This window comes from Acidicapsa acidisoli, assembly GCF_025685625.1.
Taxonomy (GTDB): domain Bacteria; phylum Acidobacteriota; class Terriglobia; order Terriglobales; family Acidobacteriaceae; genus Acidicapsa; species Acidicapsa acidisoli.
The window spans coordinates 1666441-1689345 of record NZ_JAGSYI010000002.1 but is presented as its reverse complement, the minus strand read 5'-3'; the positions used below and the strand labels follow the sequence as shown (position 1 = coordinate 1689345).

Sequence of the window (22905 nt, the reverse complement as noted above, 5' to 3'; positions counted from 1 at the left end):
GGATCTGTGGATCTGTGGATCGCGAGGGCTGGGAACGCGGGTGACGATGCTGTTTCCGCGTTTCCAGGCCCAGGGCGATGGATATTGCCGTATTGTCTTATTGCTGGGGCGTTTCGGGTGGATTGCCGCCCTGGCGACGGGCCATCATGGCTTTCCGATGCTGGACGATCTCCGCGTAGGTTTTCTTCTGATTGTCGTCCAGGAGCGCGGATATTTTAGTGTCGGTCTCGTCGTGGATCTGGTTGATCTGGGTCATGCGGGCCTGGCGTGCTTCCGGTGTGTCGGCTTGCGCGGACTCACTCTGCGCGTTGGTGCGCAGAGCCTTCATTTGCGTGGCTTGCTGATCGAGGACTGCCTTGACTCCGGTTTGTTGTTCGGGTGTCAGGGAGAGCCTTTCGGTCAGCATATGCAGTTCCCGTTCCGGCCCGCCTCCTCGATGCCAATTGCCCTGGGGAGTATTTTGAGGATCATTGGCCGGCTGCCCGGACTGTCCATAGACGGCCAATGAACCAATTCCTAATACGGCGATTGCTACCGCGCATTTCCATTGCATTGATTTCATGATCCGGTTACTCCTCTTGTCCCTGCCGGGGTTGTCTTGGAACCACGCGTTGGCGTGTGTTCATGAGGGCAGACGCGGGTCGGCGGGAAAGTGTTGACGGCCGGATTGGAGTTTCAGGGCGAATTTGGAACGGATGGCCTAGAGTAAAGGAATGTTCGTACGCAGAATTCGGGTGAATCGGGTCGATGCAAACGGGGCGGAGTCGCCGTGCCCGATTCACTGGATCGATAACTTTGCTATGCGTAACTTTACCAACGATGCGGTCTTTGACGATACGCTGCCGGTGGGGGATGGACTGCTGGAGGCTGGGCATCGGGTTCCGGTAGATCGGTTGGGACCGGCGATGGAGGATTGGTTTCGACGGAAGGGGTATTTGAAGGCTGGGGAGCAGCTTAACGTCACAGAGCTGCTCCCGGAAGGCAACTACTCCGCGTAGTGGAGCAGGCTGAAGACGTCGTGCTCTTTGAAGCGCTCGCGGCCGCGGAGGAAGTCGAGTTCGATGATGAAGGCGAGGCCGGCGATTTCGCCGCCGAGTTGCTTGACCAGCTTTACGGTGGCTTCCATGGTGCCGCCGGTGGCTAGCAGGTCGTCGACCAGCAGAACGCGTTGGCCGGGTTCGATGGCGTCGAGGTGGATTTCGAGCGAGTCGGAGCCGTATTCGAGGTCGTAAGTTACGCGGGCGACCGGCGCGGGCAGCTTGCGGGGTTTGCGGACGGGGACGAAGCCAGCGTTGAGGCGGTAGGCGAGGGCTGGTCCGAAGATGAATCCGCGGGCTTCGATACCGAGGACGAGGTCGATTTTCCGGTCGAGATAGTGGGTCGCCAACTCGTCGATGAGCATGGCGAAGCCGGTGCGGTCTTTGAGCACGGTGGTGATGTCGTAAAAGAGAATGCCCGGCTTGGGAAAATCGGGGACGGTGCGCACGAGCGCCTTCAGCGCTGCCTCATTGATGGGTTCCGGCATGAATCCTGTTACTCCTGAATGTCAGTAAATTTTGTTCCGTCAGGTCTCGGAGAGGTTTCCGGGGTGACTTGTTCTCGGAAAGCGGCCCGACGCTTAGGAAGGCTGTCCTTCTGACTGATTATAAAGTCATGGGCTTACAAAGTCCTGGCGCGGAGGCTGGAGCTTTGAGTTACCACGCTCCTTCGATCTTGAAGGCGTTCAGGCTCTCGGCTTCGCTTTCGGCGAGTGGGTGCTCGATGACTTTGTCGACGCGGCTGCCGCGCGGCCCGCGATGGAGCGAGGCGCGCAGTTCGGCGAGGCTCTCGGGGGCTCCGGCGACGACGACTTCAACGTCGCCGTCTTCGGTGTTGCGGACCCAGCCTTTCAGTTCGAGTTCACTGGCTTCGCGGTGGACGAACCAGCGAAAGCCGACGCCCTGTACCCGTCCCCGGACCAGAAAATGCTGCACCATAGCCAGTCTGTGCCCTCCGTTCTCAATCATTTTAAGGGCCGGCTGAAGCTTGGACATCATTTTGGAGCCACAATGACGAAGTGATCGACATAGCCGATGAAGACCCACCGCAGCAGACTGGTTGGCAACAGGCCATCTTCCTCGGGAGTTGAACGGCGGTCGCCTTTCAGGGGTGACGAAGGCTACCTGGTTCAGTGAGCGCGTGCCGACGCGCACATCCTGCGGCCGCAGCAAGGCGAAGACCAGCAGGTACAGGCCCGGCGCTGAGCGGTTATTCCGGTTTCTCAATGCCAGAGACGGACGCGGGCGGCATCGATAGACACCGCCCATCTCGTTCGTCGCGCGAAAGCTAATTGCCGACGAGGTCCTTTTCCTTTGTGCTAGTCGTTATCCTCGTTCCAGCCAGCGTCCCGGTAAAGGAAGCCAGGATGTTGTTCGACAAATCGTAGGCATCCAGTTGGAAGGTTCCGGTGAAGTGATCCCCGTCGGAGCTCAGCTTGATCCATTCCTGGATCTGCGTCGGACCCTGCGCATTCCCGATCCCGCTGGGGTTGGCATTGGGGAACTCGTTCGCATACCAGGCAAAGTGATTCACGAAGTAGTGCGAGCGGTCGAGCTGTTCCCAGACGCCCATGCAGAAGTTGCCGTCCTGCGGGGGGCGTACGGAGTTCATGATCTCCGTGCGATCGCTGTGATCGACAACCAGCGCGTTGTCGATCACAGTTGGCGGGATGGACGCGCCGCTGCTGGTGTTGGCCGTAAAAATCACATGCCACATTCCCACCATCGACTTGCCGTCTTCGCGACGGAACTCATCGTCATCGGCGGCCCGCACCAGTCGCGCAACGCCATATTGGGGATGCCATGCCGTCGGCTTCGCGGCCTTCGCCGGCATACCGCATTGCCCCAGCGCTGCGGGCACGGCGGAAATTCCCAGGACAACCAACCCAAGCGTCATCGATACGTTCAACTTCATTTCTCCTCCTCCTTTGCCGGGAACGCCGGCTGCCCCCGAGGAGACTGCAACCTGACGGAATGGGCAATGAAGGAGTGGTGAAGATCGAGGTGAAGTTTTGGTGAACCTCCAACCCTCTCAATTCGCGCCACTTCCAGATCACCCGATGCTATACTTCCCCCGCGGAAGGGGGCTCCGTGGCTGGTCCCGTCTACGAATTCGGCGAATTCCGGCTCGACTCCGGCCAATTCGAGCTCCTCCGCAATGGCCAAAGTACCCGAGTCGAACGCAAACCTCTGGAACTGCTTATCCTGCTGGCATCGCGCCAGGGGCAGCTCGTTACCCGATCGGAAATTGCTAAGCACCTCTGGGACAGCGAAGTTTTTGTCGATACCGAGCACGGGATCAACACTGCCATTCGCAAGATCCGCAAGGTGTTGGGTGACGACCCGGACGAGCCGCGCTTTGTGCAAACCGTCACGGGCAAAGGCTATCGGATTCTATGCGCGGTCGAGGTATCGAATGGGCAGATTGGCGTTCACGACCCTAATCTCCTTGACGACCGAGTGCCCAAACTCCAGCCTGTCGAGAGCCGTAGAAGGTCGAAGCGGCTTCTTTCAGCGATTGTCTTCGCTACCGTCCTGGTCATTGGCCTGATCTGCGCTTTTTTGTACTTGCGACGTCCGCTGCCGCCGCCGCGTATTACGGAGTACAACCAGATCACTCACGACGGCCGACCCAAACGTCTGATCGCAATCGACGACAGCAGGCTATATTTTTATTTTTCCCCTGCAAGCGACAACTTCGAGGTTTCGGTGTCGGGAGGCGAAATAACGCAGATGCCAAGTGAGGTACGAGATTACAACGTGCTGGGTATCTCGCCAGATGGAACGACTGCCCTCCTTCAGGGACCTGATATGAGCGTTTGGAGTGATGGGGTGCTGGGAGGCTCGCTTCGCCGCATAAACGGCGTATTCGCGACATATGCGGCTTATTCCGCCGATGGAAAATATGTGGCCTATGTCACGAGAGACGGAGACATCTATCGCGTGCGCAGCGATGGGACGGAACCTCAAATGCTGGTGTCCAGACGGACCGTTGCTCCTTCCGGTGAATGGTCTCCTTACGCCCTTGCCTGGTCTCCGGACGGCAGGGTTCTGCGATTTTCTGAGCTCAATAAGATTTGGGAGGTATCGTCGACCGGATCGAACCTGCATCGGTTGTTTTCCGGCCTGGCTGCCTCTAACGCGCATTGCTTCGGCCACTGGACTCCCGATGGAAGATTCTTCATCTACCTGTCCGGGATTCAGAGGGGGTCCGCAATCGGTACTTTCTATCAAATCTCGGCTCTTGATGAGCGCCGGGGGCCATTCCGGCAAGCATCGAGTGAGCCGATTCAGTTGACTTCGGGGCCAATTCGTTGGTACGGGGCGATCCCGAGCAGGGACGGGACCAGGATTTTCGCTGTCGGTGTCACGCCACGAGGCGAGCTGGTCCGATTCGATTCCGCGAGCCGTCAGTTAAGGCCCTTCCTCGATGGCATCTCTGCGGAGTTTCTTTCTTTTTCGCCGGATGGCAAATCGCTCGCCTATGTCACCTTCCCCGAAGGAATACTCTGGAAGGCTAACGCTGACGGCAGTGGAAGGATCCAACTCACCGACCTTCCCCTCTATCCCACGGGCCCGCGCTGGTCCCCGGATGGAAACCAGATACTCTTCTCGGCCTCACCGGACGCGCAAAGTACTGACTTGCTTTATGTGGTGTCTTCTCGGGGCGGCGAGCCCCACCGCCTGATTCCAGAGGATAACGGGAAGCAAGGTGACGGGAGTTGGTCGCCTGACGGTCGCAGGATCGTCTTTCACAGCCAGTCGAATGGAGAAGCAGCACTGCGCATTTTCGACCTTCACAGCCATCGCATAACAGAGGTTCCGGGATCGATTGGCATGTACTCGCCGCGCTGGTCGCCGGACGGCCGCTTCATCGCCGCATTGTCTACGCGCTTCTCGGGTCTCCCAGTGTGCGACCTGGAGACGCATCGATGGTCGACGGTTTTGTCGCACGAAGGTATCGGTTTTCCCAGTTGGTCGCGGGATAGCCGCTACCTCTATATCCTCTACGCTGATCAGCAACCGGGAGTCTACCGCGTTTCCGTCAAGGGCGGCGTTCCCGAGCGGGTCGTGGATCTAAAAGGGTTTCATCATACGGGACTTGTCGGCCTCTGGATGGGGCTGGACCCGAATGACGCGCCTCTGCTACTGCGCGATGTGGGCACCGACGATCTTTACGCCCTTACGCTGGAAAATAAGTAGCTGGGGCGAAACCTGAATTGAATGTAAAAGAGTAGCAGGGCACTTCCACATTCAATTCATTTTGATGTCCAGGCCGGACTGGAGAAATTTGGGATGGGTGGCTAACGAAGCTTCTTGATCCAGATGTTGCGGACCAGGACTTTGGAGGGTGAGCCTTCGATCTCGATGCCGATCATTCCGGACTTGTTGTTGGAGGAGTCCGGGTCGTCATCGACGTAGACCGCCATGAGCTGGCCGTTGAGGATGTGAATGAATGTGCCTCCGCGAGCCATGATCAGGTACTGGTTCCAGTCGTTGACTTTGACGTAGCCGCCGAGCGGCGTGCGGTCGCCGATGTTGCCGACCAACCGCGAGTCTTTTCCCGGCGATGAATCGACGACCTGGCCTCGCCATGCGAGGATTCCCAGCGGCGTGTTTTCGGAGTAGAACTGGCCGGTCCACTCAGAGGCGATGGGAAATGCGGGAGACCAGAAATCAGCCTGCGGGCCAGTCATCATCCAGTCGAGATTGGGCTGCTGGTCGGCAGGCGCGCGCCGCCAGGTAATTCCGGTCTGGCTGCGGTACTGGATGCCACTGCCGCCGCCGTTGACGACTTTGATTTCCAGCTTGAGGTCGAAGTCTTTGGCTTCGAAGCCATGAAAGGAGATGTAGCTGTTGGTCACGGGCTTCTCTTTTGTGGATTCTCCCACGATGGCTCCGTCTTCGACGCGCCAGACGGCGGGATCGCCGACCCAGTTCTTTAGGCTGACTCCGTCGAAGATCTGCTGGTAGCCGTCGTGATCTTCCCAGTCGATTGGGTCCGGCTCGTGAAAGCTGCCGCGTAGCGCCCCTTTGGGTGATGCTGGGGGATTCTTTGCCGGAGTTGAGTCGGTTTTGGGGGCTGATTGCGACGGTTGGCCGGAAGCGCCGGCGGGAGATTGTGCCTGCGCTCGCGCTGGAACGACGCCCAGCATCGCGAGGATTGCCAGGACGATGAGGCTGGCCAGACTTGACCGGAGCAGCCGGGGGCTGGTGTTGGGAATCGATGAGGAATGCAGTGTTGACGTCTTCACGGAGCCTCCCGGCTGGGCTTGAGATATGAAATCGGCTGCAATCTAAAGAGAATGGATGCGATTGGAAATAATATCTCAAATGAAAAAGAGGCGCACTCTGGATTGAGCGCGCCTCTTTTCATTGGGAATTAGTGTTGGGTAACTGTCCTGCGCTCAGGCGCGGCTCAGGTAGGTTCCTTCGCTGGTGTCTACGCGGATTTTTTCGCCTTCGTTGATGAAGGGCGGGACCTGGACGACGAGGCCGGTTTCGAGCTTGGCGGGCTTGGTGACGCTGGAGGCTGTGGCGGACTTGATCCCGGGCTCGGTCTCGACGACGGTCAGCTCGACGGTGCCGGGAGGTTCGACGCCAACCGCTTTGCCGTCGAAATAGCTGACGGTGATTTTGAGATTAGGCGTCAGGTATTCGACGACATCTCCGAGGGTCGAGGCCTTGAGCACGATCTGCTCGTAGTCGTCCGGGTTCATGAAGTAGTAGTCGTCGCCGTCGTTGTAGAGGAACTCCATGGCGACTTCCTCGACTACGACGCGTTCGATGGCGTCGCCGGAGCGGAAGCGATGCTCGAACATCGCGTTGGTCCGGATGTTGCGCAGCTTGGCCTGAATGAAGGCGCGGAGATTGCCCGGCGTGCGGTGTTCGACGTGGAAGACCAAGTGGAGCTGGTCGTTGTGCTTGATGATCATGCCGGGACGCATTTGAGTGGCGGGAATCGCCATAAAGGGGAAACTCCTTGCAAATGGAACGGGATTGCTGAATATGTTGGGTATTGGCCCAATGTTTATTGTAGCCCAAGGGAGGGGTTGGGGAGGGTTGCCGGATGGAGACGAGACTCAGGCCGATGGCTTGGGTAGGAATAACGACGCGCTGTTGGCGCTGGAAGAATCAAGGGCATGGTTCTATTTCGGGCTGTTCTCTCGCAATCCGGATGGACTATATTGACTGCCTGTTGTTTCTCGACAGCGAAGGCTGCCCGGAATGGGTGTACAGGAGCTTATATTCCAAGAGCCAGGAGGGTTCGATGAAAGTTTCCGACACGATTGGATCGGTGCTGAAAAGCAAAGGTGAGAAGCAGGTGCTGTCGATAGGACAGGAGCAGACGGTTTACGAAGCGCTCGAGAAGATGGCGGAATACGATATTGGCGCATTGCTGGTGCTTTCCGGTGATCGGCTGATGGGCATTTTGTCGGAACGGGATTACGCGCGCAAGGGAATCCTGTTGGGCAATCTTTCCCGGGAGACACGGGTTGAGCAGATCATGTCCAGCCCCGTTGTGTCTGTGAGCACGCAGCATACCGTGGACGAATGCATGACCATCATGACGCAGCGCCGTTGCCGCCATCTGCCGGTTTTGCATGAGGATAGGGTGGTGGGATTGATCTCCATCGGCGACCTGGTGAAGTGGGTAATTTCAGGGCACGAGCAGACAATTCAGGCGCTGGAGGGGTACATCGCGGGAGCGTATCCGGGCTAGTGCCTGGGCTGGATTTGGGCTGGGTTCGAGTCGGTATCGCATCGAATGCCTGCGCCGGCTGTACACTCGAATTCAAGATGGTTTTTGTTCTCGACAGCTACGACTCGTTTACTTACAACCTCGTTCAGTATCTTGGCGAACTGGGCGCGGAGATTGTTGTGCGCCGCAATGACGAGCTTTCCGTGGATGAGGTGGAAGCGCTCAAGCCGGATCGCATCCTTTTGTCTCCCGGGCCGTGCACGCCGCAGGATGCCGGAATTCTGATTCCGCTGATTCAGCGGATGGCGGACAAGGCGCCGATTCTGGGGGTTTGCCTGGGGCATCAGGGGATTGGAGCGGCTTTTGGCGGGCAGGTGGTTCGTGCGGCAAAGCTGATGCACGGCAAGACGAGCGCGGTGGAGCATGACGGCAAGGGGATTTTTGCCGGGTTGCCGACGCCGCTGACCTGTACGCGGTATCACTCGCTGATTGTGGCCGAAGAGGGACTGCCGGACGAGCTTGAAATTACCGCGAGGTCCGGCGCGGCGGATGGGGAGTCCATTATTATGGGCCTGCGCCATCGGTCGCTTCCCGTGGAGGGCGTGCAGTTTCATCCGGAGAGCGTGCTGACCGAAGGCGGCCGGCAGATGATTCGCAATTTCCTGGAGATGTAGAAACGATGCGGGGACGGGCTGTCTGGATCACGAGCGCGTGGGGGATTTTGCTGGCTGCGCCGCTGAGTGGACTTTCCCAGCGTCCTGCGAGTTCGGCTACGTCTGCTGAGGCGGCTCCTGCTGCATCTCCTTCAGCGTCTTCGACGGCGACGCCTGCGCCGATCCCCCCTACTCTCTTGCCTACTCCGATTGCGGTTGTTTCGACGGAGGGGTTGAAGTTGAGCGGGGCTGTGGACCTTGGTGCGGGCAAGGCCGTGATTGCCTTTGGCGGGTCCGTTACGGCGGGGGAAAAAGCCTCCACGATCACTTTGCCGCATCGGGGCAATATGCGTATTTGCCCGATGACGAAGGTGAATCTGACGGCGGATTCGAGTGTGGCTTCCAGGCTTCGTCCGGGCGGGTCGCCGGGGCTGATGATGGCATTGGATCAGGGCGCGCTGGAGGCGAATTTTCAGACGGGTGAGAATTCCGATGTGATTCTGACGCCGGATTTTCGCATTGTCATCAGTGCACCGGGCAACGCCGAGGTGCAGGTGCGCTTGGGCGACAAGGGCGATACGTGCGTGGACAATCGCGGCGACAATGCTCCGTATGTCACGGTTAACAGCGTCTTTGACGGGGGAGTCTACCGCGTGCAGCCGAACCAGCGGGTGATGTTCCAGCACGGTAGTCTGCACGAAGTGGTGGACAACGAGAAGGAATCATGCGGCTGCCCGCCGGAGACGCTGAAGGTTGCCGATAATGAATTCCCGGTGGCGCAGAGCGAAGGCATGGTGGCGCTGAAGCCGCCTCCGCCGAATGCGGTGAAGAAGGGCGTTCAGGAAGCGCAGGCCACGGCGGTGCTTTCCTACGACGGCGCTGGGGGTGGGCAGGTGCAGGCTAAGGTTGCGACCGCGCCGGTGGTCGCTGCGCCCGAGCCTCCGAAGCCCGCGAAGACGAAGAAGCCTGGTTTTTTTCACAGTATCGGGCGGTTCTTTACGCGATTATTCGCGGGATAAAGGCAGATTCGATGGGAGCCTAAAGGTCGCGTGCACGCTCAATGGCGCGCAGGACGGCTTGCGCCTTGTTGAGGCATTCCTGATATTCGGCTTCGGGGATTGAGTCGGCTACGATGCCCGCTCCGGCCTGGATGTGTCCCTGGCCGCTTTGGGCGACCATGGAGCGGATGGTGATGCAGGAGTCGAGGTTGCCGGAGAAGTCGGCGTAGAGGACGGCTCCGCCGTAGATGCCGCGGCGGGCGGGTTCGAGCTCTTCGATGATCTCCATGGCGCGGACTTTGGGAGCGCCGGAGAGCGTGCCGGCGGGAAAGCAGGCGCGCAGGGCGTCGACGGCGCTGAGGCCGTTGCGGAGCTTGCCCTGGATGGTGCTGACCAGGTGCATGACGTGGCTGTAGCGCTCGACGAACATGAGCCGGTCGACTTTGACGGTGCCGTATTCGCTGACGCGGCCTACGTCGTTGCGGCCGAGATCGACGAGCATGACGTGCTCGGCGCGCTCCTTTTCGTCGGTGAGCATTTCGGTTTCGAGGGCGAGGTCTTTGGCTTCTTCGGAACTGCGCTTGCGGGTACCGGCGATGGGGCGGTATTCGACTTTGCTGCCGTCTTTTGTTTGGCTGACGCGGACGAGCATCTCGGGGGATGAGCCGGCGACTTCGAGAGGACCGGCGGCGCGGGCGGACTTCTTCGATTTCGAGGCCGGGACTCCGTCAGGCGTCGTGCGCAGGTAGAACATGTAGGGCGAGGGATTGACGATGCGCAGGGCGCGGTAGACGGCGAAGGGGTCGACTCCTGGCTCGACGTCGAGGCGCTGCGAGAGGACGGCCTGGAAGACGTCGCCGGCGCGGATGTATTCGCGGGTGCGCTCGACGGCGGCGAGGTAGTCCTTTTTGCGGGTGCGGTGGGTGATTTTGAGCTTGCCCTTGTCTTTTCCGGCTCGGCCGGTGGGTTTGGGCAGTTTGGGCAGCGGGCGGGCTAGTCGTTTTTCGAGGCGTGCGAGGCGTTTGACCGCGTCGGCGTGCGCTTGTGTGGCAGAGTTGAGGGTCACGTCTGCTGTGACTACGAGGTGGATCTCTTTGCGGACGTGGTCGAAGGCGAGGACTTCGTCGAAGAAGAGCAGGCAGGCGTCGGGAACATGGAGTTCGTCGGCGGCCGTGGCGGGGAGTTTTTCGATCTGGCGGACGACGTCGTAGCTGAGGAAGCCGACTGCTCCGGCGGTGAAGGGTGGCAGACCGGGAAGGCGGGCTGGGGTGTGTCCGCTGAGGGCTTCGCGCAGGATGGCGAAGACGTCGCCCTCGATCTGAACGGTCTTTTTGCCTTCGGAGATGGTGATGGAGCGGCCTCGGGCAACGATACGCTTGTAGGGATTGAGCCCGATGAAGGTGTAGCGGCCGATCTGCTCGCCGTTTTCTACAGACTCCAGCAGGAAGCACTCGGGGGATTCCCAGGCGGCGCGGAGGAATGCGGAGACCGGGGTTTCGAGGTCGGCCGTCAGGGTGCGGAAGACGGGGACGAGGGTGTGGTTTTTGGCGAGCGCCAAAAATTCCTTGCGCGTGGGCTGGATGCCGAGATGATCGGGGTCTGCGTGGGCCATGACACACCAAGTGTAAATGGCTTGCGGCTTTACGCGGGCCTCCGCTGCTCTTCGATGAAGCACCGACATTTGTTACGCTGAGCCATGCTTCGATCCAAGCTGTTTATTACTGCCTATTTTGTTGCCTCGGTGACGATCTCATTGATGGCAACCGCGCCTTATCTTCTGGCACAGGACTCCTCGCTGGATCACGGCTCGCTGACTGCGTCGCAGGTGATTGACCGCATTGTGAAGGCTACGGGAGCTACGCTGCCAGCGAATACGGTGGACACGATCAAGGCTGGCGATCCGGCGACAGTGGTAACCGGGATCGTGACGACCTTTACTCCGAGCATGGATGTGCTGCGCCAAGCAGTTGAGGCTGGCGACAACCTGATCGTGACGCACGAGCCTACGTTCTATAACCATCTCGATGATCCGACGCTGTTTGTGGATGATCCGGTTTACAAGGAGAAGCTGGCTTATATTCGCGAGCATCATCTGGTGATCTGGCGTTTTCACGATACATGGCATTTGCGCGATCCGGATGGGATTGTGGAGGGGTTTGTTGCGCAGGCCGGGTGGAAGCAGTATCAGAATCCCGGTCCTTCCTCTGAGACGCAGATGTTTTTTACGCTGCCGCAGACTACGGTTTTGGGTCTGGCGAAGGATCTGCAGCGGCGTTTCCATGCACGCGCGGTGCGGATCGTCGGCGATCCGGGGATGAAGATCACGAAGGTGGCGTACCGGCCAGGAGCTTCGGGTGAGGCGAAGCAGGCGAAGGCGCTGGAGCGGGACGATGTGGAAGTGCTAGTGGCTGGGGAAGCCTCGGAGTGGGAGACGGTGGAGTATGTTCGCGACGCGCAGCTTCAGGGGCGGCGCAAGGCACTGATTTTGCTGGGACATCTGACTTCGGAAGAGGCTGGGATGGATTACTGCACGCAATGGTTGCGTCCGATGTTTCCGTCGCTGCCGGTTCACTTTATTCCGGCTACGGAGCCTTATTGGACGCCGCAGGAGCTGCCGAAAAAACAAGGAACAGGGAGCCGGGAATAGGGACTATTTTCTTCTCTTGCCGCTCAGGTCTTGCAATGCCGCTATTGCTGCCTGATGGCCGCACATGCCGTGGACTCCGCCGCCTGGCGGTGTGCTGGCGCTGCAGAGGTAGAGTCCTTGGCGGGGTGTGCGGTAGAGCGTGGGGGTTGGGCGGAAGATTAGCTGACGGAGGGTCATTGCGCCGCCGGACAGGTCGCCGCCGACCAGGTTTGGATTCCAGGATTCGAATTGGGCGGTGCTTGTGACGCGGCGGGCGAGGATGCAGTCGCGAAAGCCGGGCGCGAAACGCCGCACCTGGGATTCTATGGCGTTGAGTACCGCTTCCGACGACCCGGCGTAGCCGTTGGGGACGTGGCAGTAACCCCAGGCGGTGTGTTTGCCCTCTGGAGCGCGGCCGGGGTCGAAGAGGCTGGGTTGGGTTACGAGGACGAAGGGCTTTTCGGGGACTTGTCCGGTCCATTGCTCGGTCCCTCGTTTGGCCTCTTGGCTGGCCCACGGAGCGCGTTCGGAGGCTGCAATCTCTTCGAATGTGCCGCCTACGTGAACGGTTGCAGCGCGCAGGCAGTCGCGGGCTTTCCAGGGAATCGGTTCGGAGAGCGCCCAGTCGACTTTGAACGCGCCGGGACCGAAGCGATAGTTCGTGAGCTGGTGGTTGTAACTGGCTGGAAGCTCGGACCTGGCGATTGCGAGCAGTCCTCGGGGAGATATGTCGCAGAGGATTGCGTCGAAGCCCTGCAATTCGGTTGGGGATTGGACTGAGTGCCCGGGTTCGATGCGTCCACCGAGGCTTTGCAGATAGCCTGCCAGTGCGTCCGAGATGGGCTGCGCTCCTCCGGCGGCGATTGGCCAGCCCGTGGTTTGGCCTGCGGCGGCCAGAACCAGAGCGACAGCGGAACTGAACGGGGACTCCAGTGGGAGGACCGAATGGGCTGCGTTTCCGGCGAATAAGGCTCTTGCTCGCGCTCCGCGAAAGATGGTTCGGGCGAGGGTTGCGGCAGGGAGCGCGGCGAAGATGCCGAAGTGCGCCATCAGGATCGGATGCGAGGGCCAGTGGATGACGGGACCGAGGATTTCCCGGCACAGATTGGGCCAGTGGTCGATCAGGGGCCGCATCAGCCGCGTCCAGGCTGCGCCGTCGACTCCCAGTCCGTCGGCGGTTGCGACGAGATCGTGTTCAAGCATCACGGCTGTGCCGTCGTCGAGGGGGTGGGCGAGCGGGGCGGACGGCTCGATCCAGTTCAGTCCGAAGTCGCGCAAGGGCAAGGGCTGGAAGAATGGGCTGGCTGCCGCCATGGGAAAGACTGACGCACCGAGATCGTGGCAGAAGCCCGGCAATGTGACTTCGGCCGTCGATGCCGCCCCGCCGATTGTGTCGCGGCCCTCGTAGACGCGGGTTTCAATACCAGCCTGCGCGAGGGTGATGGCGGCGCTGAGGCCGTTGGGACCGCTGCCGACGATGGCTGCCCGGGGCATGGTTGCAATTCAAGTCCGAAGGTATCATTTCAGATTATCTGGACCGGTAGCTGGACATTTTTATGCGTCATATAACAAACATTTATTCGGGGTTATGGAAAGTTTGAGGGCTTTCCACGATACTGGAGTGGTTGCGTCCTTTGGTTCCGACCCGCAAGTGTCAGGCCAATATGACCATTGTGGGGTTGACTGACGCTTCCGGGGGAACCTAGACTCATCGAGTTTGGCTACACCACCGGCCCGGAGCAGCTGGTTCCCGGGTCGATGGAAATGGGATTGCGGTCACGATTCCCGCTACGGTACCCGACGAAGTGTTTCGGGTGGGCGGGAAACGAGAGAACGGGGACAGCCGAACGGGCCGGAGCACTCCCGAATTATCGAACCGGAGAAACGGAACGCTGCGTCTAACACACTATAAATAGGCGAGTTTGGGCCGATAGAGTGTGCAGGGCATCTTCGCCGGAAGCGGCGAGTTGGGGGCGGAAAAGGACCCTCAGCGACGGAATTGGAGATAACTCGAAATGGCAACCATTACGCTCGAACAGGAGATCAATCCCTGGGAGGCACAGAGCGCTCGATTTGACTTTGCAGCACGCAAACTGAACCTTGATCCAGGTCTTTGGAAGGTTCTCAGTTCTCCTTCGCGCGAGATCATCGTGCATTTCCCGGTGATGATGGACGACGGCCGCTTTGAGCTTTTCACCGGCTATCGCGTGCAGCACTCGCAGGCTCGCGGCCCCGGCAAGGGAGGCATTCGCTACTCACCCGACGTCACTCTCGACGAAGTTCGCGCACTGGCGAGCTGGATGACCTGGAAGTGCGCTGTCGTCAACATCCCCTTTGGCGGGGCTAAGGGCGGAGTGATCTGCAACCCCAAACAGATGTCCCAAGGCGAACTGGAGCGCATGACGCGCCGCTACACCTCGGAGATCATCGAGTTTATCGGGCCGGAAAAGGATGTTCCCGCGCCCGACGTGAACACCAATGAACAGACGATGGCCTGGATCATGGACACCTACTCGATGCACATGCGCCAGACCGTCACCAGCGTCGTGACCGGCAAGCCGCTCAACATCGGCGGGTCGCGCGGACGCCAAGAGGCGACCGGACGCGGCGTTATGGTGATGTGCGACGAGAGCCTGCGTTACCTGAAACTGCCTCGCGAAGGCTGCCGGGTGATTATTCAGGGCTTTGGGAACGTTGGTTCGAACACAGCGCGGTTGATGGCCGACCACGGTTACAAGATTGTCGGCATTGCCGAGTATGATGGCGGGCTGTACAACCCGGCTGGCATCGATGTGCACCAACTGCTGGCTTACAAGGAGCGCAACGGGACGACGCTCGGGTTCCGCAATGCGGAGGCGATGCCCAGCGAGGAAGTTCTGCTTACCGAATGCGACATCCTGATTCCCGCCGCTACGGAAAATGTCATTACGAGCCGCAACGCCGACCGCATCAAGGCGAAGATTCTGGTGGAAGGCGCCAATGGGCCGACGACGGCCGTAGCCGACGAGATACTTGCGGAAAAGCGAATCTTTGTCGTGCCGGATATTCTGGCTAACTCGGGTGGGGTAACTGCGAGTTATTTTGAATGGGTGCAGGATCGGCAAGGTTACTTCTGGCCCGAGGCGCAAGTTATCGAGCGGCTGGAGGGGATTCTGCGCGAAAGCTTTGAGGATGTGGTTCGCTATGCAGAGGCGCATAACGTGAATAACCGCATCGCGGCTTACATGCTGGCCATCGATCGCGTGGCGGTTACGATCAAGCAGCGTGGGATTTACGCGTAAATCGAGTTAACTCGCAGACAACAAGACAGGAGGGGCGTTTGGCTCCTCCTGTTTCTTTTGGGCAAGGGAAGTTAGGCTCGCAGGAGTTGGCGCACGCAGGTTACGCCGTTGGGTGTGTCGGAACCCATGCGGAGGACATAACGGACGCGGGGTTCGGGATCGGGGAGCGAGGCGGATCGGTCGAGTGCGTCCATCACTTGATTGGGGTTGCGGTCCCAGTAGATGGTGGTGGTTCGCGGACGGGCTCCGAATGGGGCAAATGGGTCGACAGGCCAGATGCAGGCCAGCTCCAAGGCGGAGACGGCGCGGAGCACGGGGTCCCTGTGGTTTTTGAGCGAAGAGAGGAAGTGCGCGCACATTTCGTCGACGGAAGGCGGCGCAGGGTATTCGCGGAGGTGAGCGGCGACGGAATCGTCGAAGCAGCCGAGGCGCTTCATGAGGCGCGCGGTATAGCGGCACCGCCGTTCGAGCTGCATACGGCGCCACCAGAGAGAGACGCTTTGAGTCATCGATCGGCTCTGGGACGGCGAATCGTGGTTCAGGTTTCGTAAGAATCGGCGATCCGCAGATGGCTGCGTGGCGATGGCAAGCGACCCGCATGATTGGTAGGCAACGTTGAGCATGAGAGGAATGCCTTTCTGACTGCGCGCAATTTCGTTCTCTCCGCGATGACGGAGGCACGAAGAGTAGTGGTCGATGGACTGCGAACGTTACACGGCGTTCGCAAAATTGCTGAAGGTGCTTGCAGAGCAGAGATGTATCTGGGGCCTCGAAGAGGATTGCGAACCATATTGGATGCAAAGCTGCTCTGACTGTGTCTCAAATGGAACAACATGGGAGGTTGAGCGGAGGCTTGTCCGCTCGCAGGGAAGGCTGCGCATATAATTCGTCTAAGGCGAGAGGTATCCCAGTTCTCGCACCCGGATGCCAATTGAACCTGCCTAACTCCATTACGCTGAGCCGCATTGTGATGATTCCACTGCTGCTCTGGATTCTGTCCCCTCATTTCCCGTGGCGTGGCGCTGCCGGGGAGCAGGAGTTGGCGGCATCCGTGCTCTTCATTCTGGCTTCTATTACCGATGGCGTGGATGGCTACCTGGCGCGGAAGCGCGGCCAAATCACGACCATGGGAATTCTGCTGGACCCGCTGGCGGACAAGATCATGGTCACGGCGGCGTTTATCGCGCTGGTGGCCTATAACCCGAGCGTGGTCAAGGTGTGGATCGCGGTGGTGATCATTGGCCGGGAGTTCCTCATTTCGGGGCTGCGTTCGATTGCGGCGTCGGAGGGTTTTACCATCCAGGCGAGCGATCTTGGCAAGCTTAAAACGGTGATTCAGATTGTGGCGGTAGTTTCGGCGATCCTGGCGCATCGCTGGTTTCAGTGGGAGTTCTTCGGGGTCATTATTCCAATCGAATGGACGGCGATCACTGCGATCTACTTCGCGACGCTTGTCTCTGTGATCTCAGCCGTGGATTACTTTATCGGGTTCTGGAAGAAGATCGACCATGCGGCGGCGGACCGGCGTAAGTCGTTCGTGATGACGCGCAAGGGCGGGCGGAGTGTCTCGCCGGCGGAATAGAAAGACAGGAAATAGCAATAAAAGAAGCCCCGGTTTTTGGCCGGGGCTTCTTTGTGTTTGGGAGGGGTTAGACGGCGGCCAGTGCTGGCTCCAACTGTGGCGCGGCTGGCGCCGGAGCCGGTGCGGAAGCATTCGCCGGGGTTTGGGCCGGAGTGTGTGCGCCGCGAGTCAAACGGTGCACGAAATGGTAGGGCGGCCATGGTCCGGAGAGCTGTAACTGGCACTCCTTCATCATGGCGCTAGTGGTCGCGAACTTGTTCTGGTAGCGCTCGACGCATTTGCGATCGATCAGGTGCGCAATGTCGAGCAGCATTTTGCCGCTTTCCGTCATCCGGCAGCTCACTTCCTCGTCCAAAGGAGAGAACATGCGGTGCATCTGGAAGCTCACCGCCCGCGCCCTGGTCTGGCGTTCGCGTTGCCTGGTGGCGTTCTCGCGGAGGTTGGAAAGGTACTCCTTGCCCACACCTTCGAGTGGGAGATTTCTATCCATTTCCTTAGTGCAACAAGCGTCTACATAGATTTTGAGATGCATTTCGGTCTTGCCGTGCAGCCGTTCAAGGTTGCCTTGAAACTGGCGCTGATTGGAGCGGATGGACTTACGAAGTCCTTCATCGTCCTGAAAGACTGTACCGAAACGGAAGGGTAACACTGTGGAATGTTTGAAGCAGTCAGCGATAACTCTGGCGTGATCGACGCCGGCCTTCTGATTTAGAGTTTCTGCCGGGTTGTGTTCGCTTACGACGATCGCTAAGTCACTGGCTGGATAGAGGAAAACCTGGTTGCCACTGACTCCAAGTACGGACTCCAGTGGGATTGGTTTGCGATGGCGGGCTAATTCAGGAAAGGCTTGTTTCTCACCGATGCAATAGGCATACCATGCCATAACGTACACGCTCCATGAGGTGGCGTGGGTAATCGCCGCCTTTTGTTGACTGTTTACATCGTCCAAAGAGTTCGCGCAGCCAAATGAACCTGCATCCGTTATCGAGCAGTTGGTTCCTGAGTCTCGAAGGGAACTGAACTATGGCGAATAGTAGCGGGTACAAAATACGACTGGCAATGTCTCGCATCCCGAAATTCCAGAAAGGAAGCACAAATGCGGAAAGTTGTATTCGCAATGTCGAAACTGTTTTCATTATAGTGAAAAACAATGCTGTCGAGCATCGGAAGCCCAAAAATGGAGCTTCTGAGGCTTCTTTTTGGAAAAAAGCAGGCAGGCTCGCAAGGAAAATACTGTTCCTTGTCGTCACGCATTTATTTGCCACGTCGAAAGAGCGTGGGATTTGTCCGGAAGGACCAGATTGCGGAAGGTGAGTGCGACGCGGGAGGGCCCGGGTCGGGGCGTGGGCTGGGACTGGTTATCGCCGGCTAGCGGAGGATGTGCTGCAACTGGATCAGGAACCAGACGTTCAGGCCTAAGGAACCGAGCAGAAGAACGAGGCCGATGATCGCCAGCATGCTCACGCGGCTGCCGACAGCGCGCAGGTCTTCGACCATCTCCTGCTGTTCGAGCGTGTTGCGGTCGGTGGCTTCACGGACTCGCTCGAGCTGGTCTTCCACGCGCTTGAGCGAGGTTCCCTGATCCTGCACCTGACTGCGCAACTCGCGGTGACTGTTGCGCACCTCGGCGAGGCCGCGTTCGATCGGTTCCAGGTCGACACGGACCGGTGGCGGAGGAGGATGGTGGCTTGGCTGCGGGGCGACGAGCGCGCTGACGGCGGTGACGAAGTTGCCATCGAGCAGCGGCAGCAGCTTGGCTACGAATGGTAGGGTCGAGCGCACGGCATTGATGGCGCGTTGCAAGCCGGACTTCGGGAAATTCGGGTCGTCGAGCAGGTTTTGCGTTGCAGACGCAGCTTGGGATGGCGAGGCCGGCTGGGATGGCGCGAACGGCGTCTGGTCTGCGGCTTGGGTGTGAGAAGCTACCGTTTCCCAAGGATAGACGGGCGCCGATGCTGGAATCTGGCCGGAAGACTGGCTGTGCGCCGGATTTGAGACTGGAATCGAGACCGGGTTTGCGGCCGAGTTCGGAATCTGACTTGGGAATGTATTCGCCGATTGAAACTGCGGGCTTACATAGGGGGCGGGCATTGGTGCGGCCCCCGGGGATGGCGCAGAAACGGGTGGGGGAAGTGGCGGAGCCGAACGCAGATCTTCCATAGGCTCGTAGGGCGGAATTGTGCGTCCGTTCGAGGCTGGGCCGACGGGAAGCGGCGTTCCCTGGTAGGGGCGCAGGCGCGAATCGGCGACTGGGTCGCTCATCGCCTGGACGCGCTGACCCAATTCTCCCAAACCGAGGTTCTGCGGATCGTTCATCGTAAACCTATCCCCTACCAATATATAGAGAACCGGGGTATGGGACTAGAGGAGTGGTTCACTTTGGATCGCAAGTTGAGAGGCGCGGGACGGAATGTGTCCCGTTTCGGGTTGCTGGGTGATTTCGCTCTTGATTCTCCCTCAGGGGCTGAAGCCCCTTGAGCTTGCTCGATTCATGTACGGGCTAAAGCCCGTACCCTTCAACTGATCCGCCACTAGGGTGGTTGCACTTGGTTCGATATTTTTTGGGTTCCGGCTCAGGCCCCGCAGGCGGATTCTCCTGCGTGACCTGAGTTCGGCTTACATTACGTGCAATATTTATGGCATATAAGCTGTTACGCGAGCACGACTTCGGAGCCGGCTGCGAGACGGGCGAGCGCTTCCGCCACTCCTGCGCCATAGGCTGGATCAGCCTTGGTGCAGTTCGCGATGTGAGTGTCCTTGACGTGTTTTTCCGCGTCGCCCATGGCGCGCGCGGTGTTGTCGAAGAGGCGCTGCTTTTCCTCTGCGCTCAACATGCGGAAGAGGTTTCCGGGTTGGGTGTAGTAGTCATTCTCGACGCGGAAGTCGAAGTGGTAGGCGTCTCCGCTGATGGCCAACGGCGGTTCCGTGAAGTCAGGCTGTTGCTGCCACTCGCTCTTGGTGTTGGGTTCATAGGCGATGGTTCCACCTCTGTTGCCGTCGACGCGCATCTGGCCGTCTCGGTGGTAGCTGTGGAAGGGGCACTTCGGTGCGTTGACCGGGATCTGATGGTGGTTGACACCGAGCCGGTAGCGCTGCGCGTCGCCGTAGGAGAAGAGCCGGCCCTGGAGCATCTTGTCCGGCGAGAAGCCGATGCCGGGAACAATATTGGAGGGCGCGAAGGCTACCTGTTCGGTCTCGGCGAAGAAGTTGTCGGGGTTGCGGTTCAGTTCGAAGAAGCCGACTTCGATGAGCGGGTAGTCCGCGTGCGGCCAGACGGTGGTGAGATCGAAGGGATTGATGTGGTAGGTGGCCGCGTCCTTCTCTTCCATGATCTGGACGTAGAGGGTCCAGCGCGGAAAGTCACCCTTTTCGATGCTCTCGTAGAGGTCGCGCTGATGGCTCTCGCGATCTCTGCCAATGAGATCCGTGGCCTCAGCGTCGGTCAGGTTCTGGATACCCTGCTGGGTCTTGAAGGTGAACTTTACCCAGTAGCGCTCGTTTTTCGCATTGAGGAAGCTGTAGGTGTGGCTGCCGAAGCCGTGCATGTGACGGAAGCTGCGCGGGATTCCACGGTCGCTCATCACGACTGTGACCTGGTGAAGCGCCTCGGGGAGAGAGGTCCAGAAATCCCAGTTGCTGTTGGCGCTGCGCATGCCGGTGCGCGGATCGCGCTTGATGGCGTGGTTCAGGTCCGGGAACTTCAGGGGGTCGCGTAGGAAGAAGACGGGTGTGTTGTTACCGACCAGATCCCAGTTGCCCTCTTCGGTGTAGAACTTGAGGGCGAATCCGCGGATGTCGCGCTCGGCGTCGGCTGCGCCGCGCTCGCCTGCGACCGTCGAAAAGCGGGCAAACATGTCGGTCGTCTTGCCGATTTCGGAGAAGATCTTTGCCTTGGTGTACTTGGTGATGTCGTGGGTGACGGTGAATGTTCCGTGGGCGCCAGCGCCTTTGGCGTGCATGCGGCGTTCAGGGATCACTTCGCGATCGAAGTGGGCCATCTTTTCAAGGAACCACACGTCTTGCAACAGCGCCGGGCCGCGCGGGCCTGCGGTTTGAATGTTCTGGTTATCGACGACCGGCGCCCCTGCGGCAGTGGTCAGTTTCTTCATGTGTTCCTCCTACAAACTTTGGATTCCGGAGTTACGAATTCGGAGTCCGACAAAAACAAAGTTAGACCGGCCCGGCTTCGGACGCCATGACGCGGATACAGCAATTTAGGACATGGCTTTAGGACATCGTCCGGGGCTGCTGTTTGTCGCTGGAGCAGGTCAGAGGCGTTTGCGGAGGATAGAGGGACTAGTGGCCCTTGTGGAGCGCGAAGAGCACCACGCGCAGCATCTCGTTCTCGGGAGCGGGCTTACCGGTCCACAGCTCGAACTGGCGTGCGCCCTGGTGAACGAACATTTCCACGCCCTGAATGGTGTGGATGCCCCGGGCGCGAGCGGCTTTGAGCAGCGGGGTGTCTAGCGGGTTGTAGACCAGGTCGAAGACCAGCCGCGCGCGCCACTCCTCCGTTTCCAGAGGGAGTGGGTGCGCGTTGCCGTGCATGCCGCACGGCGTCGCGTTGATGAGCACGTCGAATTCGCTGGCCGCGATTTGCTGGCGTGGGATGCATTTCGCTTTGCCTTGGGACGGGGATGAGGCTTTGCCGTTTGGAGCTCCGGCGCTTGCTGCGAGTTCGCGGGCGCTGGCTTCCTTGCGGCTCCAGATGGAGACTTCGGCGCCCTTATCCACGAGGCCGTAGACGGCCGCGCGGGCCGCGCCACCGGCACCCAGGACGAGCACGCGTGCGCCGCGGAGGGACATGCGCTTTTCGAGCGGGCGGATTATGCCTGCCACGTCGGTGTTGAAGCCGTAGAGATTGCCGTCGGCTCCCATGCGGATGGTGTTGCAGGCTCCCAGCTTGGCGGTGAGTGGGTCGACATTGGCCAGATGGGGCAGTACCTGCTGTTTCAGCGGCATGGTCACGCTGATGCCGCTGAGCGGAAGATGGCGGACGAGGTGCAGCAAGTCGCCGATGGTTTCGGTCTTCAGGGGCAGATAGACGGCGTTGATGCGCTCGCGGTGAAAGGCGCTGTTCTGCATGAGTGGAGAGAGCGAGTGGGCGATGGGATTGCCTGCGACGCCGTAGATGCGGGTGGCCTGGTCGAGCTGATCGATGCGATAGAGCTCTTTTAGGGTGCGAGCGGTCATCTGCCCTGGCGCGGTTTCGGCTCCGTCGGGCGCGGAGGCAAAGGTAAATGCCGAGCCGGCTCGCAGGCTGAGGACGCGGCTGACGACGCCGGCCTCGCCCATGGCGATGCCGACCACCTGGGCGTCGACGGAGCGCTGGGTGATCCAGTGGAGGAGATTCAAGCTGTCGGTGAGGGTGTGCGCCGTGTTGACGATTTTGACGAAGTCGGGCTCGAAGCGCTGAATGCGCTCGAAGGCCTGCTCGGGATCGACCGAATGCTGGAAATCGTGAAAGCTGATGAGCAGGGCGGCGTCGGTTTCGCGCAGCTTTTCGAGATCTGAGGGGCTGCATTCCTCGGCGGACTCGATTTCGAGATCGACGAGGGCGAATCCAGACTCGGCGGCGGTGCGCAGGATGGCCAGCTCTTGCTGGAGGGTTCCGCTGAAGCCGCCGCCGTAGGGTTTGCGGCGGCAGGTTGCGATGGCGGCGATGTCCTTGCGTTCGGCGAGGAATTCCGCGATGGGAGCCACGGCTGCAGCGGGGTGGTCAATGGAATCGAGGCGGAATTCGAGGAATTGCGACTCTGCGAGAGCGGTTTCGGCGCGGGCGAGAATCTCGGCAACTGTGCTTCCGCGGAGGGCGACGCAGACGCGCCCGGCTCGGGATCGTAAGTACGCAGCAGGCGAAATGGAGGCGTGATGCAGCATACGGCAATTGCGGCATCTTAAAACGGTCCGGCCTCTAAAGCAAGTACGAAGAGTAATCGGTAAGTGATTGTGCCGGGAAGACTTCGGCGCGAAGCGGGGGATTGGTGAACAGAAATTGCGATTGGACGAAAAATTCGGGCACCGG

The 22905-nt window shown here is 59.7% G+C and carries 21 protein-coding genes; 8 read left to right on the top strand and 13 right to left on the bottom strand.

The window, feature by feature from the left end:
- Nucleotides 1-97: 97 nt before the first annotated feature.
- On the bottom strand, nucleotides 98-562 hold the full coding sequence (locus tag OHL23_RS16770) for a Spy/CpxP family protein refolding chaperone (protein WP_263353063.1): 465 nt from the start codon (nucleotides 560-562) through the stop codon (nucleotides 98-100).
- A gap of 151 nt (nucleotides 563-713) precedes the next feature.
- Here OHL23_RS16770 and OHL23_RS16765 point away from each other — a divergent pair, with 151 nt between their 5' ends.
- Nucleotides 714-998: a hypothetical protein gene (locus OHL23_RS16765; protein ID WP_263353062.1), complete on the top strand. Its 285-nt coding sequence runs from the start codon at nucleotides 714-716 to the stop codon at nucleotides 996-998.
- On the opposite strand, the gene OHL23_RS16760 is transcribed toward OHL23_RS16765, so the two are convergent.
- The 3 genes from OHL23_RS16760 to OHL23_RS16750 form a co-directional block, all read right to left on the bottom strand.
- Nucleotides 986-1525: an adenine phosphoribosyltransferase gene (locus tag OHL23_RS16760; RefSeq protein ID WP_263353061.1), complete on the bottom strand. Its 540-nt coding sequence runs from the start codon at nucleotides 1523-1525 to the stop codon at nucleotides 986-988. The two genes, OHL23_RS16765 and OHL23_RS16760, sit on opposite strands and share 13 nt — an antisense overlap.
- Nucleotides 1526-1694: 169 nt before the next feature.
- A complete protein-coding gene (locus OHL23_RS16755; protein ID WP_263353060.1) occupies nucleotides 1695-2006 on the bottom strand; it encodes an acylphosphatase in 312 nt (103 codons plus the stop codon).
- Between the two features lie 319 nt (nucleotides 2007-2325).
- A complete protein-coding gene (locus OHL23_RS16750) occupies nucleotides 2326-2952 on the bottom strand; it encodes a hypothetical protein (RefSeq protein ID WP_263353059.1) in 627 nt (208 codons plus the stop codon).
- A 176-nt stretch (nucleotides 2953-3128) separates the two neighbouring features.
- On the opposite strand from OHL23_RS16750, the gene OHL23_RS16745 reads away from it, so the two are divergent.
- Nucleotides 3129-5240, top strand: coding sequence for a winged helix-turn-helix transcriptional regulator (locus tag OHL23_RS16745; protein ID WP_263353058.1), 2112 nt, complete (start codon nucleotides 3129-3131; stop codon nucleotides 5238-5240).
- Between the two features lie 101 nt (nucleotides 5241-5341).
- Here OHL23_RS16745 and OHL23_RS16740 read toward each other — a convergent pair whose 3' ends face one another.
- Both OHL23_RS16740 and efp read right to left on the bottom strand, forming a co-directional pair.
- Nucleotides 5342-6292 carry a 3-keto-disaccharide hydrolase gene (locus tag OHL23_RS16740; RefSeq protein ID WP_263353057.1) on the bottom strand — a complete coding sequence of 317 codons (951 nt, stop codon included), beginning with the start codon at nucleotides 6290-6292 and terminating at the stop codon, nucleotides 5342-5344.
- 153 nt (nucleotides 6293-6445) lie between these two features.
- Nucleotides 6446-7006, bottom strand: coding sequence for an elongation factor P (efp, locus tag OHL23_RS16735; protein WP_263353056.1), 561 nt, complete (start codon nucleotides 7004-7006; stop codon nucleotides 6446-6448).
- A gap of 302 nt (nucleotides 7007-7308) precedes the next feature.
- Between efp and OHL23_RS16730 the strand changes: the two genes are divergently transcribed.
- From OHL23_RS16730 to OHL23_RS16720, 3 genes are all read left to right on the top strand, one after another.
- Nucleotides 7309-7761, top strand: a complete 453-nt coding sequence (locus OHL23_RS16730; RefSeq protein WP_263353055.1) for a CBS domain-containing protein — start codon at nucleotides 7309-7311, stop codon at nucleotides 7759-7761.
- Nucleotides 7762-7838: 77 nt separating this feature from the next.
- Nucleotides 7839-8414 carry an anthranilate synthase component II gene (locus OHL23_RS16725; protein ID WP_263353054.1) on the top strand — a complete coding sequence of 192 codons (576 nt, stop codon included), beginning with the start codon at nucleotides 7839-7841 and terminating at the stop codon, nucleotides 8412-8414.
- Between the two features lie 5 nt (nucleotides 8415-8419).
- A complete protein-coding gene (locus tag OHL23_RS16720; RefSeq protein WP_263353053.1) occupies nucleotides 8420-9412 on the top strand; it encodes a hypothetical protein in 993 nt (330 codons plus the stop codon).
- Between the two features lie 19 nt (nucleotides 9413-9431).
- Here the strand turns inward: OHL23_RS16720 and trpE are convergent, their stop codons facing one another.
- A complete protein-coding gene (gene trpE, locus OHL23_RS16715) occupies nucleotides 9432-11003 on the bottom strand; it encodes an anthranilate synthase component I (RefSeq protein WP_263353052.1) in 1572 nt (523 codons plus the stop codon).
- 84 nt (nucleotides 11004-11087) lie between these two features.
- Here trpE and OHL23_RS16710 point away from each other — a divergent pair, with 84 nt between their 5' ends.
- Nucleotides 11088-12038, top strand: coding sequence for a Nif3-like dinuclear metal center hexameric protein (locus tag OHL23_RS16710; RefSeq protein WP_263353051.1), 951 nt, complete (start codon nucleotides 11088-11090; stop codon nucleotides 12036-12038).
- Between the two features lie 3 nt (nucleotides 12039-12041).
- On the opposite strand, the gene OHL23_RS16705 is transcribed toward OHL23_RS16710, so the two are convergent.
- Complete coding sequence (locus tag OHL23_RS16705) at nucleotides 12042-13511, bottom strand: phytoene desaturase family protein (protein ID WP_263353050.1); 1470 nt, start codon at nucleotides 13509-13511, stop codon at nucleotides 12042-12044.
- 521 nt (nucleotides 13512-14032) lie between these two features.
- Between OHL23_RS16705 and OHL23_RS16700 the strand changes: the two genes are divergently transcribed.
- A complete protein-coding gene (locus tag OHL23_RS16700; RefSeq protein WP_263353049.1) occupies nucleotides 14033-15298 on the top strand; it encodes a Glu/Leu/Phe/Val family dehydrogenase in 1266 nt (421 codons plus the stop codon).
- 71 nt (nucleotides 15299-15369) lie between these two features.
- On the opposite strand, the gene OHL23_RS16695 is transcribed toward OHL23_RS16700, so the two are convergent.
- Nucleotides 15370-15807 carry a hypothetical protein gene (locus OHL23_RS16695; RefSeq protein ID WP_263353048.1) on the bottom strand — a complete coding sequence of 146 codons (438 nt, stop codon included), beginning with the start codon at nucleotides 15805-15807 and terminating at the stop codon, nucleotides 15370-15372.
- Between the two features lie 422 nt (nucleotides 15808-16229).
- On the opposite strand from OHL23_RS16695, the gene pgsA reads away from it, so the two are divergent.
- Nucleotides 16230-16880 (top strand): CDP-diacylglycerol--glycerol-3-phosphate 3-phosphatidyltransferase, encoded by a 651-nt coding sequence (gene pgsA / locus OHL23_RS16690; RefSeq protein ID WP_263353047.1) that lies wholly within the window; start codon nucleotides 16230-16232, stop codon nucleotides 16878-16880.
- Nucleotides 16881-16947: 67 nt separating this feature from the next.
- On the opposite strand, the gene OHL23_RS16685 is transcribed toward pgsA, so the two are convergent.
- From OHL23_RS16685 to aroE, 4 genes are all read right to left on the bottom strand, one after another.
- Complete coding sequence (locus OHL23_RS16685) at nucleotides 16948-17763, bottom strand: GvpL/GvpF family gas vesicle protein (protein ID WP_263353046.1); 816 nt, start codon at nucleotides 17761-17763, stop codon at nucleotides 16948-16950.
- A gap of 485 nt (nucleotides 17764-18248) precedes the next feature.
- Nucleotides 18249-19196: a hypothetical protein gene (locus OHL23_RS16680; RefSeq protein WP_263353045.1), complete on the bottom strand. Its 948-nt coding sequence runs from the start codon at nucleotides 19194-19196 to the stop codon at nucleotides 18249-18251.
- Nucleotides 19197-19531: 335 nt separating this feature from the next.
- Entirely contained in the window at nucleotides 19532-20989 is a 1458-nt protein-coding gene (locus OHL23_RS16675) for a catalase (RefSeq protein WP_263353044.1), read from the bottom strand.
- 187 nt (nucleotides 20990-21176) lie between these two features.
- Nucleotides 21177-22760 (bottom strand): shikimate dehydrogenase, encoded by a 1584-nt coding sequence (gene aroE / locus OHL23_RS16670; RefSeq protein WP_263353043.1) that lies wholly within the window; start codon nucleotides 22758-22760, stop codon nucleotides 21177-21179.
- Nucleotides 22761-22905 lie beyond the last annotated feature (145 nt).

What these genes read in the sequence shown, in the direction of transcription:
- OHL23_RS16770 (WP_263353063.1), bottom strand. Translation starts at nt 562, where the DNA reads ATGAAATCAATGCAATGGAAATGCGCGGTAGCAATCGCCGTATTAGGA.
- OHL23_RS16765 (WP_263353062.1), top strand. Translation starts at nt 714, where the DNA reads ATGTTCGTACGCAGAATTCGGGTGAATCGGGTCGATGCAAACGGGGCG.
- OHL23_RS16760 (WP_263353061.1), bottom strand. Translation starts at nt 1,525, where the DNA reads ATGCCGGAACCCATCAATGAGGCAGCGCTGAAGGCGCTCGTGCGCACC.
- OHL23_RS16755 (WP_263353060.1), bottom strand. Translation starts at nt 2,006, where the DNA reads ATGATTGAGAACGGAGGGCACAGACTGGCTATGGTGCAGCATTTTCTG.
- OHL23_RS16750 (WP_263353059.1), bottom strand. Translation starts at nt 2,952, where the DNA reads ATGAAGTTGAACGTATCGATGACGCTTGGGTTGGTTGTCCTGGGAATT.
- efp (WP_263353056.1), bottom strand. Translation starts at nt 7,006, where the DNA reads ATGGCGATTCCCGCCACTCAAATGCGTCCCGGCATGATCATCAAGCAC.
- OHL23_RS16730 (WP_263353055.1), top strand. Translation starts at nt 7,309, where the DNA reads ATGAAAGTTTCCGACACGATTGGATCGGTGCTGAAAAGCAAAGGTGAG.
- OHL23_RS16725 (WP_263353054.1), top strand. Translation starts at nt 7,839, where the DNA reads ATGGTTTTTGTTCTCGACAGCTACGACTCGTTTACTTACAACCTCGTT.
- OHL23_RS16720 (WP_263353053.1), top strand. Translation starts at nt 8,420, where the DNA reads ATGCGGGGACGGGCTGTCTGGATCACGAGCGCGTGGGGGATTTTGCTG.
- trpE (WP_263353052.1), bottom strand. Translation starts at nt 11,003, where the DNA reads ATGGCCCACGCAGACCCCGATCATCTCGGCATCCAGCCCACGCGCAAG.
- OHL23_RS16710 (WP_263353051.1), top strand. Translation starts at nt 11,088, where the DNA reads ATGCTTCGATCCAAGCTGTTTATTACTGCCTATTTTGTTGCCTCGGTG.
- OHL23_RS16705 (WP_263353050.1), bottom strand. Translation starts at nt 13,511, where the DNA reads ATGCCCCGGGCAGCCATCGTCGGCAGCGGTCCCAACGGCCTCAGCGCC.
- OHL23_RS16700 (WP_263353049.1), top strand. Translation starts at nt 14,033, where the DNA reads ATGGCAACCATTACGCTCGAACAGGAGATCAATCCCTGGGAGGCACAG.
- OHL23_RS16695 (WP_263353048.1), bottom strand. Translation starts at nt 15,807, where the DNA reads ATGACTCAAAGCGTCTCTCTCTGGTGGCGCCGTATGCAGCTCGAACGG.
- OHL23_RS16685 (WP_263353046.1), bottom strand. Translation starts at nt 17,763, where the DNA reads ATGGCATGGTATGCCTATTGCATCGGTGAGAAACAAGCCTTTCCTGAA.
- OHL23_RS16680 (WP_263353045.1), bottom strand. Translation starts at nt 19,196, where the DNA reads ATGAACGATCCGCAGAACCTCGGTTTGGGAGAATTGGGTCAGCGCGTC.
- OHL23_RS16675 (WP_263353044.1), bottom strand. Translation starts at nt 20,989, where the DNA reads ATGAAGAAACTGACCACTGCCGCAGGGGCGCCGGTCGTCGATAACCAG.
- aroE (WP_263353043.1), bottom strand. Translation starts at nt 22,760, where the DNA reads ATGCTGCATCACGCCTCCATTTCGCCTGCTGCGTACTTACGATCCCGA.